Source organism: Curtobacterium flaccumfaciens pv. betae (genome assembly GCF_026241855.1).
Taxonomy (GTDB): Bacteria; Actinomycetota; Actinomycetes; order Actinomycetales; family Microbacteriaceae; genus Curtobacterium; species Curtobacterium flaccumfaciens.
In genome coordinates this window covers 978,011-990,233 of the sequence record NZ_JAPJDC010000001.1, presented here as the reverse complement: position 1 = coordinate 990,233, position 12,223 = coordinate 978,011, and the positions used below count along the sequence as shown (strand labels likewise).

Genomic DNA, 12,223 nt, shown 5'->3' with positions numbered 1-12,223 from the left:
TCCTCACTCGCCGACCGTGATCGCCCGCGGCACCTCGACGCCACCGCCGAGGATCCACAGGTGCACCGTCGTCGTCTCGTCCGCGTCGGCCGTGCGTGCCGCACGGTTCTCGAGCGTGGTGGTCCGGAGCACCCCACCGGTGCCGTCGTCGTCGCCCCCGCCGGTGTCGATCCCGTAGCCGACACCGCTCACCTCGACCCGCACCGGCAGGTCGGTCGGCAGCAGCACCTCGGCTCCGCCGGCGCCCAGCCAGAGGCTCACGTCACCCCCGACCGCCGACGCCTCGAGTCCGCGGAGGTCCAGCGTCGGACCGCCCGCCAGCATCGCGAAGTCCCGTTCGGTCCCGGAGGCGGCGCGTTCGACCTGCCACGTGGTGCCGCCGATCAGCGAGACCCGGGTGCCGGCGGGCAGGACCCCGGTGACCACGAGGGCCACCGCGGCGACCGTCGAGAACAGTCCGAGCACGTCGTCGTCACGGCCGCGGATCCCCGCGACGATCGTGGCGATCGCCAGCACCGCGAGCGCCGCGGCGATCCCGAGGACCGGGACGGACCACCCGGCCTGCTGCGCCCAGAACGCGACCCCGGCTCCGACGACGAGTGCGAGTCCGAGGGACACGGCGACGTACGCCGCCCCGGGGCGTCGCTCGGCCCGCTCCGCCCGCCGTTCGGCCGTCCGCTCGCGTTCGGCGCGCAGCCGCTCCTCGTGCTGCCGTCGCCGGTCCTCGGGGCTCACCGGTGCACCCCACTGCCAGGAGGCCCGACCCGCGTCCGACGCTCCGGTCGCCTCCGCGGTCCACGCGTTCCGGGCCGGGCGCGGCTCCTCGGGGCTGGTCCAGAAGTCGCCCCGCGGTGCGGCGGCCGGGTCGGTGCCGGTGCCGGTGCCCGCTGTCCGATCACCGTCCACCCCGCGTCGGGCCAGGACCACGATGAGCCACACGATCCCGCCGACGAGCACGATGCTCCACGCGGTGGCCAGGGTCGCCTCGAGCCAGCCGGGCATCCCCCAGGCGTCCGGGACCCCCTGCCACCAGAGACCCCGGGCCGCGGGCACGAACGTCAGTGCCACGAGCGCGCCGATCGCGATGAGCGCCGGGTCGAGGACCCCGCGGATCATCCGTTCGACGTGGATGCGTCCGGCGGTGTCGGGCAGCAGCGCCCAACCGACGGCGTAGGCAAGGAAGACCGGTCCGCCCAGCAGCGCGACGACGATCGTCACGCCGCGGACCACGAGCGGGTCGAGCCCGGTGCGGCGGGCGACGGCACCGCACACGCCGGCGAGCCAGCGGTCGTCGGTGCGCGCGATGCCGAGGCCGCGGACCGAGTCGAAGAACCGGGTCGTCGAGTCGGCGCTGCCGGCGGCGGTGCCGGGAGCGGAGTCGTGCTGGTGATCGGTCATGGCCACCAGCATCCCGGCAGTGCTGCGCCGACACCATCGGGGTTCCCCCTGACCGGTCCCTGATCCCGGCCCCGGACCCTGCAGGGACCGCCGTCCGGGTGCCAGGATTGCCCCATGGCCACCGCGACGATGACGCGCCCGACCCCCAGGGTCGTCGGCGGGGTCTGCAGCGGGTTCGCGGCGCACACCGGGCTGCCGGTCGGGGCCGTCCGGCTCGCCACCGCGGTCCTGGTGGTCTGCGGCGGCGCCGGGCTGCTGCTCTACGCCTGGCTCTGGGCGACCGTGCCGAGCGCAGCCGCCGGGGCAGCCGCCGGAAGCGCGCCGCTCAAGTCCGTGCTGACCCCTGCCACCGACGTCGACCAGGACGAGCCCACCGCGTCTGCCCGGCATGCCCCGGTCGTCGAGATCCTGCTCGGCGTGGCCCTGCTCGCGGCCGCCGGCGCCGTCGTCGCGGCACGGATGGGCGCGGCGGTCCCCCTCGAGGTCGTCGTGCCCGGCGTCGTGGTCGTCACCGGCACCGCACTCGCCTGGCGGCAGTTCGACGCGCTCCGCAACGTCCGCACCGCCGGGTCCTCCGCCCTGGTCGTCCGCGCGCTCGGAGCCCTGGTGCTCGTCGTGCTCGGCATCCTGCTGTTCTTCACGACGAGCAGCCGCCCCAACGTCTGGACCGTGCTCACCGCCGCGGTCGCCGTCCTGGTCGGGGTCGCCGTCGTGGTCGCCCCGTGGGTGGTGCGGCTCGTCCGCGACCTCGCCGAGGAACGCGCTGCCCGCGTCCGCGACCTCGAGCGGGCCGAGTTCGCGGCGCACCTGCACGACTCGGTGCTGCAGACCCTCGCCCTCATCCAGCAGAAGGCCGAGCCGGGTTCGGACGCGGCGCGGTTGGCGCGGGCGCAGGAGCGCGAGCTGCGGTCCTGGCTCTTCACCGAGCAGGCGGAACCGGCGCGCGACCTCGGCACGCAGCTGCGGGACGCTGCCGTGGACATCGAGGCCGAGTACCCCGCCCGCATCGAGGTCATCGCGGTCGGACCCGCCCGCAGCGACCTGCCGGACGGGCTCGTCGCCGCCGCCCGCGAGGCGATGCTCAACGCCGCCCGGCACGCCGGTGGGACCGTGAGCGTGTACGCCGAGACCGCCGGTGAGCGGGTCGAGCTCAGCATCCGCGACCGCGGCCCGGGCTTCGACGTCGACGCGGTGCCCGAGGGCCGGTACGGCGTCCGCGAGTCGATCATCGGCCGGATGCAGCGCCTCGGCGGCCACGCGACCATCGCGCCGGGGCCGGGCCGCACCGGCACCGAGGTCCGGCTGACCCTGCCGCTCGCACCCGCGGCCCAGGACGAGGAGCACGCATGACCGAGCCCGCCCCGTTGACGGTCGCGATCGTCGACGACCACTCCATCTTCCGAGCCGGCGTGCGCGCCGGGCTGCCACCGGGCCTCCAGGTCGTGGGTGAGGCGGCGACCGTCGACGAAGCCGTGACGCTCGTCGCGGCCACGCGCCCGCGCGTCGTCCTGCTCGACGTGCACCTGCCGGGCGGCGCCGGCGGCGGCGGTGCCGAGGTCATCACGCGGTCCGCACCGGGGAACCCGGACACCCGGTTCCTCGCGTTGAGCGTGTCGGACGCCGCCGACGACGTGGTGCGGGTCATCCGGGCCGGCGCCCGCGGGTACATCACGAAGAGCTCGTCGAGTGCCGAGGTCGCCGAGGCCGTGGCCCGCGTGGCGGACGGTGACGCGGTCTTCTCGCCGCGCCTGGCCGGCTTCGTGCTCGACGCCTTCGGAGCGGTCAGCGGCGAGACGGCGCAGCACGACGCCGAGCTGGACCGCCTGTCCGCCCGCGAGCAGGAGGTCATGCGGCTCATCGCGCGCGGGTACGCCTACAAGGAGGTCGCGACGGAGCTGTTCATCTCGGTGAAGACCGTCGAGACACACGTGTCGAAGGTCCTGCGGAAGCTCCAGCTGTCGAACCGGCACGAGCTGACCGCGTGGGCGCTGCAGCGCAAGCTGCTCTGAGCGTCCACGCCGGCCGGACCGGCCTCACTTCGCGCTGATGCGGGTGTACTTGTTCACCGCCCACGGGACGAAGACCACGAGCATCACGGCGATGCCGATCAGCACCGTCAGCACGGGGTGCTGCATCGTCCAGATGTCCGGCACCGGCGCGGACCCGACGTTGCCGAACAGCTCCCGCGCGGCCTGCACGAGCGACGACACCGGGTTCCACTCCGCGAACACGCGCAGCACCAGCGGCAGGGTGTCGCTCGGCACGAACGCGTTCGAGATGAACGTCAGCGGGAACAGGATCATGAACGAGGCGTTGTTGATGACCTCGGGCGTCTTGACGCTCATGCCGAGCAGCGCCATGACCCAGCTGAATGCGTAGCTGAACAGCAGCAGCAGGGCGATGCCTGCCAGGAACTCGAGCGGCGACGAGTTCACCCGCCACCCGACCGCCAGGCCGGTGAGCATCATGATCGCCATCGAGATCGAGTTGAGGACGAGGTCGGAGTTGGTGCGCCCGACCAGTACCGCGGACGCCGACATCGGCAGCGTCCGGAACCGGTCGATCAGCCCTTCCTTCAGGTCCTGCGCCATCGCCGATCCGGAGAACGTCGCACCGAACACCACGGTCTGCGCGAAGATCCCCGCCATCAGGAACTGCGTGTAGTCGGTCCCCTGGACCTGGATGGCGCCGCCGTACACCTGGCTGAACAGCAGCACGAACATGATCGGCTGCAGCACGGCGAACACGAGCATGTCCGGGGACCGCTTGAGCTTGATGAGGTTCCGTTTGGTGACGGTCCAGCCGTCCTCGACCCAGACGGCGAGCGGCGAGGTGACGACGACGGGCAGCTGCCGGCCCGGCGCGAGGGACGTGGTGGTCATCGTGCCGTCTCCTTCTGCTTGCTGGCCGCGGGTTCGTCGGCGTCGTCGTCCGTCGCGGCGTGCCCGGTCAGGCGGAGGAAGACGTCGTCGAGGGTCGGGCGTCGCATGCCGGCGTCGTGGAGTTCGATGCCGGCCGCGCCCAGGTCGGCGAGCACGCGCTGCAGGGCTGCCGGACCGGCCTCCACCGCGATCGCACGGGTGCGGCCGTCGCCCGAGGTCTCGACCTCGCCGACCCCGTAGCGGCGGAGCACCGTGGTCGCCGCGTCGCCGTCGGTCTCGTCGACCAGGGTGACGACCACCCGGTGGCCGCCGACCTGCGCCTTGAGCTGGTCCGCGGTGCCCTCGGCGATGACCGCCCCGTCGTCGATGACCGCGATGTCGTCGGCGAGCCGGTCGGCTTCCTCCAGGTACTGGGTGGTGAGGAGCACCGTCGCCCCCTCGGCCACGAGGTCCTCGATGATGCCCCAGAGCGCCAGGCGGCTGCGGGGGTCGAGTCCCGTCGTCGGCTCGTCGAGGAACAGCACGCGCGGGTTCATCACCAGCGCCCCGGCGAGGTCGATGCGTCGCCGCATGCCGCCGGAGAAGCCCTTCACCGGACGGTCGCCAGCCTCGGACAGGTCGAAGACGTCGATGAGCTCCCGGGCACGATCGCGCGCTGTCCTGCGGCCCAGGTGGTAGAGCCGCCCGATCATCTCGAGGTTCTCGAACCCGGTCAGGTTCTCGTCGACCGCCGCGTACTGCCCGGACACCCCGATGGACCGCCGGGTGGCCTGCGGGTCGGCGATCACGTCGATGCCGTCGATCGTCGCGGTCCCCGAGTCGGGCGTGATGAGGGTGGTGAGCACCTTCACCACCGTGGTCTTGCCCGCGCCGTTCGGCCCGAGCAGCGCCTTCACGGTGCCCTGCGGCACCGACAGGTCGAGTCCGGCCAGCGCGTGCACCGGCCCGGACTTCGACCTGTAGGTCTTGGTCAGCCCGGAGGCTTCGATGATGGCCATGTCGCTCCTTCGTCGGACACGGTGGGTACCCGGGGGTCCGGTGGAGCGACGGACGTCACTCAGACGTCGAAGTCACCACCACCGAAGTCGCTGAAGCCACCGCCGAAGTCGGATCCGCTGTCGCCCCAGCCCGCATTGTCGAAGCCGCCGCCGTCGGATGCGCCGCCGTCGGACGCCCCGGCATCGCCGGATTCAGCACCAGTGTCCTCCGAACCACCGTCACCCGCAGCGTCGGTACCGCCATCGAACGAACCGGGGTCGGGCAGGAACGCGCTCATGATCGCCGAACCGATGACGTAGCCGGCCACCGTCCCGAGGATCGAGGCGCCGATCATGCTGCCGAACGACGGGCCCCCGCGCTGGCCGCCGAAGCGTCCGCCGCCACCGCCGACGCCGCCGAGCGAGCGCTCCATGAAGCCCGGCTGGCGGATCTCGGAGCGGGTCGCCGACTGGGCGAGCGAGCGCGGGTCGTCGCCACGGGGCGCCTCACCGGGAGGCGCGGTCCGGGTGAACTCGTCGTAGACCATGCGGCGCTGCTCGTCGGTCAGCTTTGCGAAGGCCTCGGCGTGGACCTCCTCGATGCGCTCCGGCGGGGCCGTGCGGAGCAAGTAGCGGTAGCGCTCGACCGCACGTTCGTCGTCGGTCGTCGCGCCCTGCTGCTGCGTCGGTGCACCGCCCCACTGCGGGACGCCGTACTGGCCGCCCTGCGGTGCGGACGGTGCCGGCTGCTGGTAGGACTGCTGGCCGTACCGGTAGCCCTGCTGCTGCGGCGGCTGCCCCCACTGGTTCTGCTGTGCGTCCGCGGATCGGTCACGCTCCGGACGTCCGAGCAGGCGGTCGAGGAATCCCATGGTCGATGCTCCTTCGGGTGCACGGCGGGTCCGGTCGGACCCGTCGTGGACTGCAACACTACGAACCCCCGGCGTCCGATGACTGAGCGCCCGCTCAGAGTCGGCCGGGAGGCGCGTGCCGGGCTGGCACCGTGCCTCCAGTCCGCACCGTGCGCCGCAGCTCACCCCGCGGCGAGCGCCGCCGTCCACACCGCGTGCAGCTCGTCCGCGGCCCCCGGGTGCGCCACGAGGAACGGCTCCCCCACGGGCGGGAAGCCCTCCACGGGGCCGGACGGCGTCAGCACGACGCCCCCGGCCTCGTGCACGAGCAGCACCGCGGCGCCGTGGTCGACCGGGTTGAACGCCGAGACGCAGCCGCCGATCCCGCGCCCCGCCGCGACCTGGGCGATCGTCAACGTGCCCGATCCCTGGACCCGGAGCGTGCACGACCGGTCGGCCAGGGCGTCGAGGAACGCCCCGAACCCCGGCCACGGGCGGTGTCCGTCGAGCTCGGTGCCGACGACGGCGCCGGCGAGCGGCCGGGGTGTGTCGTCGAGTCGGAGCTGGCGGTCGCGCAGGGTGGCGCCGCGGCCGCGTCGGGCCTCGAGCACCTCGCCGCGCCAGGGGTCCGCGACGACGCCGACGAGCGGGCGGCCGCCACGGGTCAGGCAGAGCGACATCGACGTCCAGGGCACGCCGTTCGCCAGGTTGGTGGTGCCGTCGACGGGGTCCAGGAACCAGCGGTGCCGATCGCCGGGGGCCTCGCCGTACTCCTCGCCGGTGAACCCGTGCGTCGGGAACACCATCCGCACGCGGGAGCGGACGTGCTGCTCCACCAGGCGGTCGACGTCGGTGACCAGGTCGGCGGGGTTCGCCTTGGTGTGGACCTCGCTGACCGGGTGTTCGCGCGTGTACGCGATGACCTCGTGGGCGATGCGGTGGGCCAGGGCCTGGGCGCGCGAGGCGACCTCGGTCTCGGTGGGCTCGCGGTCGCGCTCGGGCCAGCCGTCGCGCTCGGCCGCCGACAGGGCTGCCCCGATGGACCCGACGTCGTTCGTGGTGATCGAGTCGACACCGAGCCGGGCTGCCCAGATGGCGGGCTCGACGTCGTCGATGGTCCAGACGGCGACGCGCAGGCCCAGGGCGTGTGCGACCTCGACGGTGCGCGGGGTGAGGAACGCGACGTCGAGGTTGAGCGTCGACGGCTCGAGCGCCTCGAGGTCCGCGGCGACGGGCGGATCGAGCGACTCCCACGCCAGCCAGACGTCGGCGTCGGGCAGCACGGAGCGGACGGCCGCCATCGCCGCCGGTGCCCCGCACCAGGCCACCGCGGTGGAGCCGGTGAAGCCCGCGACGGTGCGGGCGGCGACCAGGGCGTCCTCGGCGTCGGTCAGGTCGACGAGCAGGGTCGACCGGCAGCCGTCGAGCCGTTCGAGCGCACCGTCGAGCCGCGGGATCCGGTCGAGGCCGTTGCCGAGCCGGGCGACGTCGCACCAGTCGACGTCGGACACCCGGCGGGCATCGCCCCACATCCGGCCGAGGGTCTCGTCGTGCAGCAGGACGGCGACGCCGTCGGCGGTGCGACGGACGTCGACCTCGATCACCTCGGCGCCGAGCGCCTCGGCGACCGCGATGGCGGGCAGCGTGTTCTCGCGCCGGACGCGCGGCGCACCGCGGTGGGCGACGAGGCGTGGCGGACGCACGCCGGGCCTGGCGTCCGCGCTGGTCGAGACCACACGATCGACCGCAGGCGCAGCCGCAGCCGAAGCCGTGGACGTCGAAGCCCCCGCGCTCATCGGGCGACCTCGAGCAGCACGCCGTCGCGGTGGACGAGCACCTCGCCCAGGCGCACCCCGGTCTCGGTGCCGACCGCCGGCGGCGGCCCGGTGACGTAGGCGCGGAGCTCCGCGCCGTCGGTGCTGAGCACGACCTCGGCGAAGTGCCCGCGCATGAGCACCCGCGCGACCGTCGCACGGATCGGCGAGTCGTCGGTGAGCACGACCTGCTCGGGGCGGACCAGCACCGTGTCGGCCGCCGTCGGGCCGACCGAGGTGCCGGCGAGGAACCGGCCGGTGACGACGCTCGTCGACCCGATGAACGACGCGACGAAGCTCGTGGCGGGGCGGGCGTAGAGCTCGGTCGGTGTCGCGATCTGCTCGATGCGGCCGTCGTGCATGACGGCGATCCGGTCGGAGATACTGAGCGCTTCGTCCTGGTCGTGCGTGACGATCACGGTCGTGATGCCGAGTCGCTGCTGGATGCGGCGGATCTCGTCGCGGACGCTCACGCGGAGCTTCGCGTCGAGGTTCGACAGCGGCTCGTCGAGGAGCAGGACGTCCGGCTCCTGCACGATGGCGCGGGCCAGGGCGACGCGCTGCTGCTCGCCGCCCGAGATCGCGGTCGGCTTCGAGCCGGCGTGGTGGCTCAGGCCGACGAGCTCGAGCGCGTCGCGCACCCGCTCGGCGACCCGCTGCTTCGGCACCCGTCGGGTCCGCAGCGGGAACGCGACGTTCTGCGTCACCGTCATGTGCGGCCAGAGCGCGTAGTTCTGGAACACCATCGCGCTCGGCCGGCGCTCCGGGCCGAGCGACGTGACGTCGCGGTCCCCCATGGTCACGACGCCGCCGTCGGCGGGCAGGAACCCCGCCACCATGCGGAGCGTCGTGGTCTTGCCGCAGCCGGACGGGCCGAGGAGCGAGACGAGCTCGCCCTTCGCGACGTCGAGGTCGATGCCGGCGACGACGTCGCGTCCGCCGAGCGTCTTGCGCAGTCCGCGGATGGTGAGTCCGCCGGAGCGGGTCCGGTCCGCCGTGCTGCCGTCGGCCTGGAGGCCCGGTGCGCGTTCTGCGACGAGCGCCTTGTCCGTCATCTGGTCGCCTTTCGTGCTGGTGTGGGTCATCGGATCTGGAAGCCGTCCGCCAGGCGGCCGCCCATGATGTGCTTCCGGGCGAGCAGCAGCAGGACCACGGACGGGATGCTCAACGCGATCGCGAACACCGCCGAGACCTGGCGCGGGGAGTTCAGGACGAGCGAGTACATCGCCGTCGGCATCGTCATGTACGTCGGGGCGCCGACCAGGTACGTGCCCTGCGCCTCGTCGAAGGACGCCAGGAACGACATCACCATCGCGACGAGGATCCCGGGCCAGGCGATCGGGAACGTCACCTTCCAGAAGGTGCGCCAGCGGCTCGCCCCGGCATCGCGGGCGGCTTCCTCGAGGGACCGCGGCACTGCCGAGAAGGCTGCGGCGGGCAACCACGTCATGAACACGACGCAGCCCAGGACGTGGACGATCAGGATGCCGGTGACCGTGTTCATGAGGTTCAGCGCGGTGAACATCGCCGACATCGTGACGAAGAGGCCCATCTTCGGGAACGCGTTCGTGGCGAACAGTCCGACGAGCACGAGCCGCCGCCCCGGGAACTCGATGCGGCTGATCGCCCACGCGGCGGGCAGGCAGACCACCGCGGCGATGAGGACCGTGAGCGGGGCGAGGACGAGCGAGTTCTGCACCGCGACGGCCAGGCTGCGGTCCTCGAACACGGTGCCCCACCATTGCAGGGTCCAGCCGTCGGGCAGCAGGTTCGGGTAGGTCCACGTCGTGGCGAAGGCACGGGCGGCCAGCCAGACGAGCGGCCCGAGGATGAACACGGCCAGCACGATCGCGGTCGCCCAGACGAGGGCGTTGCCGGTCAGACGCTTGATCACTGCTGCTCCTGCTGCTTCTTGTCGAGCTCGCCCGCGTTCGAGCGGACCGTCGAGCGGAGGTAGAAGATGCTCGCGGCCGCGGCGAACGCGAACACGATGAACGCCATCGCCGTCGACTGCTGTGGACGGTTGTAGGCCTGGAAGTACTTCGAGATGTCGACGCCGAGCATCGTCGGGGCGTTCGGACCGGTGAAGTACGGCACGGTGAACGAACCGAGGACCCCGATCACGGTGAACGTCGTCGCGATGACGAGCGGGGTCGCGGCCATCGGCAGGAGCACCTGCCAGACGACGCGCCAGGTGCTCGCCCCGGCGTCCTTCGCGGCCTCGACCAGGGCGTCCGGTGTGCCCTGCAGCGCCCCGGCGATCATGAGCACCGCGAACGGCAGGCTGGTCCAGACGCTGCCGAACACCACGGCGACGAGGGTGTAGCCCCACACCGGGACGTCGAGGCCGAACTGGGCACCGAGGCTCCGGAGGAACCCCTGCGCGTCGGTGAACGTCAGGATGGACCAGCTCGCGATGACCACCGGCACGAAGATCGGTACCACGGCCAGGACACTGAGGGTCTTGCCGAGGAAGCCTCCGCGGAGTCGCAGGATCACCGCGACGACGACGGCGAGCCCCACGGTCAGGCCGGTCGACAGTGCGGTGACGCCGAGCGTCGCGACCAGGTCACGCAGGAACGTGGCGTTGCCGAGCAGGGTGGCGTAGACCGCGAACGAGAAACCGCGCACGGTGTCGCCGCCGATGTCGGCGAGCGCCTGGTTCAGGCCACCGGTGAACCCGAGGCTGAACAGGGCGGCGTTCACCACCGGGACGCCGACGAACAGGACGACGACCAGCACCGGGGCGGCGACGAGGGCGAGGCCCTGCCACCGCCGGCGGCGGGCCAGCCGCTCCTGCGCCGTGCGCCCGATGGCGGGGTGCGCCGGGCCCTGGGCGTGGGGCGGGACGGGCGGGAGGCCCGTGGCGGAGTCGCCACGGGCCTCCCGGCCGGTTGCCGGGCCGTCCTGGACGGTCTGGGTCACTGCGGGACCTTCGCGTCCCACGCCGCGTTCATGTCCGCGGCGAAGTCGCTCTGGAACCCGAGGCGGAGCTGCGAGGGGTTCGCGTCGGCGAACTGCTCGGCGACCGACGCCGGCAGGCTGTCGAGCGGGATCACCGGGTAGCCGGAGACGGCGCTCGCGACGAGCTGCTGCCCCTTCGCGCTGAGCACGAAGTCGGCGAGCTTCTCGGCCGCCGCCTTCTTGGCCTTCGGCTCGGTCTTGGGGATGCCGAGGAAGCTCGCGCTGCCGGTGAACGACGGGTCGTCGATCTGCACGGCCTTGACGGTCTTCGGGATGATGCCGGTCTTCTGCGAGGTGATGAACTGGTCGCTCCAGACCGGGGCCATCGCGATCTGGCCACTGCCGAGCAGCTGCACGACCTGGTCGTTGCCGTTCGGGTAGACGCCCTTCTGGTACGTCGACGGGCCGAGGTCCTTCAGGGCCGCGAAGCCCTTGACCCACTTCGACTCGAGCGACTTGTCGTACTTCGTCTGCATCGTCTCCTGCTCGGCGGGCGTCAGGTACTTCGCGAGCACCGTGGCCACGAACGAGCCACCCGAACCGCCGGACGACGGGGAGTTGTAGGCGAACTCGCCCGGGTTGGCCTTGATCCAGGCGAGCAGGTCGTCGAGGGTCTTCGGCGGGTCCGTGACCTTCTTCGCGTCGTACGCCAGCAGCACGCTCGAAGCGCGGTACGGGATGGCGCTGTCGCCGCCCTGCTGCTTCGTGGCGTCCGGGACGTCCTTGAGGTTCGGAATCGTGCTGTCGCCGACCTTCGCCATCAGCCCGGCCTTGCCGGCGGTGGTGACGAAGCCGGCGTCGACGAGGTCGTACGCGACGGACTTGCCGGCCTTGACCGCGGTGGCGAGGTTCGCCTGGGTCTGGGCGTCGTGCTCGCCGTGCAGGTCGATGCTCGTGCTGACGTGGATCTTCGAGTTCGCCTTCTCGAAGGCGGGGATGAGCGACTTGTCCCAGAGGTCCTGGACGTTGGTGTCGCCGCTGATGAACACGGTGAGGTCGGTGGTGCCGTCGGTGTCGGAGGCGTCCGAGGCGTTGGCGCTCTGGACGCAGCCGGAGAGTGCGACGGTCGCGGCTGCCGCGATGGCGAGGCCGGCGAGGACTCGGGTCTTCACGTGGGTTCTCCCTGTTCCGTGGTGCGGTGGGGTCGTGCGGGGTGGGGGTGTGCGGGGTCGTGCGGGGTCGTGCGGGTGTGCGGGGTCGTCCGGGCGGGTCGTGTGGGAACGTTCCCGCGCCGGGGTCGAGTGTGGTGCTGCCGGGTGAACTCCGGGTGCCTCCGGCGTCGCCGCCGGGTGAACTCCGGGTGCAGGCGTGCGGGGCGCGGGCGCGGGCGCGGTGCT

At 72.6% G+C, this 12,223-nt stretch carries 11 protein-coding genes; 2 read left to right on the top strand and 9 right to left on the bottom strand.

The features are described from left to right. Window positions 1-3 precede the first annotated feature (3 nt). Window positions 4-1,398, bottom strand: coding sequence for a PspC domain-containing protein (locus tag ORG17_RS04685; protein WP_214528062.1), 1,395 nt, complete (start codon window positions 1,396-1,398; stop codon window positions 4-6). 114 nt (window positions 1,399-1,512) lie between these two features. Between ORG17_RS04685 and ORG17_RS04680 the strand changes: the two genes are divergently transcribed. Both ORG17_RS04680 and ORG17_RS04675 read left to right on the top strand, forming a co-directional pair. After that, a complete protein-coding gene (locus ORG17_RS04680) occupies window positions 1,513-2,748 on the top strand; it encodes an ATP-binding protein (protein WP_214528063.1) in 1,236 nt (411 codons plus the stop codon). Next, window positions 2,745-3,407 carry a LuxR C-terminal-related transcriptional regulator gene (locus ORG17_RS04675; protein ID WP_071246586.1) on the top strand — a complete coding sequence of 221 codons (663 nt, stop codon included), beginning with the start codon at window positions 2,745-2,747 and terminating at the stop codon, window positions 3,405-3,407. Before ORG17_RS04680 ends, ORG17_RS04675 begins: the two co-directional genes overlap by 4 nt. 24 nt (window positions 3,408-3,431) lie before the next feature. On the opposite strand, the gene ORG17_RS04670 is transcribed toward ORG17_RS04675, so the two are convergent. The 8 genes from ORG17_RS04670 to ORG17_RS04635 all read right to left on the bottom strand — a co-directional run bounded on the left by ORG17_RS04670 (window position 3,432) and on the right by ORG17_RS04635 (window position 11,998). Beyond that, complete coding sequence (locus ORG17_RS04670) at window positions 3,432-4,280, bottom strand: ABC transporter permease (RefSeq protein ID WP_051596514.1); 849 nt, start codon at window positions 4,278-4,280, stop codon at window positions 3,432-3,434. Continuing rightward, a complete protein-coding gene (locus ORG17_RS04665; RefSeq protein WP_214528064.1) occupies window positions 4,277-5,278 on the bottom strand; it encodes an ATP-binding cassette domain-containing protein in 1,002 nt (333 codons plus the stop codon). The genes ORG17_RS04670 and ORG17_RS04665 overlap by 4 nt, the downstream gene beginning before the upstream one ends. A gap of 59 nt (window positions 5,279-5,337) precedes the next feature. After that, entirely contained in the window at window positions 5,338-6,129 is a 792-nt protein-coding gene (locus ORG17_RS04660; RefSeq protein WP_071246581.1) for a hypothetical protein, read from the bottom strand. Window positions 6,130-6,290: 161 nt separating this feature from the next. Next, window positions 6,291-7,811, bottom strand: coding sequence for an inositol monophosphatase family protein (locus ORG17_RS04655; RefSeq protein ID WP_051596513.1), 1,521 nt, complete (start codon window positions 7,809-7,811; stop codon window positions 6,291-6,293). An 89-nt stretch (window positions 7,812-7,900) separates the two neighbouring features. Continuing rightward, on the bottom strand, window positions 7,901-9,007 hold the full coding sequence (locus ORG17_RS04650) for an ABC transporter ATP-binding protein (protein WP_214528065.1): 1,107 nt from the start codon (window positions 9,005-9,007) through the stop codon (window positions 7,901-7,903). Beyond that, complete coding sequence (locus ORG17_RS04645) at window positions 9,004-9,816, bottom strand: ABC transporter permease (protein ID WP_017886992.1); 813 nt, start codon at window positions 9,814-9,816, stop codon at window positions 9,004-9,006. The genes ORG17_RS04650 and ORG17_RS04645 overlap by 4 nt, the downstream gene beginning before the upstream one ends. Further along, the gene (locus ORG17_RS18275; RefSeq protein ID WP_083404318.1) at window positions 9,813-10,847 is read right to left on the bottom strand and encodes an ABC transporter permease; all 1,035 of its coding nucleotides are present in this window, start codon (window positions 10,845-10,847) and stop codon (window positions 9,813-9,815) included. Before ORG17_RS18275 ends, ORG17_RS04645 begins: the two co-directional genes overlap by 4 nt. Then, a complete protein-coding gene (locus tag ORG17_RS04635; RefSeq protein WP_214528066.1) occupies window positions 10,844-11,998 on the bottom strand; it encodes an extracellular solute-binding protein in 1,155 nt (384 codons plus the stop codon). Before ORG17_RS04635 ends, ORG17_RS18275 begins: the two co-directional genes overlap by 4 nt. Window positions 11,999-12,223: the final 225 nt, after the last annotated feature.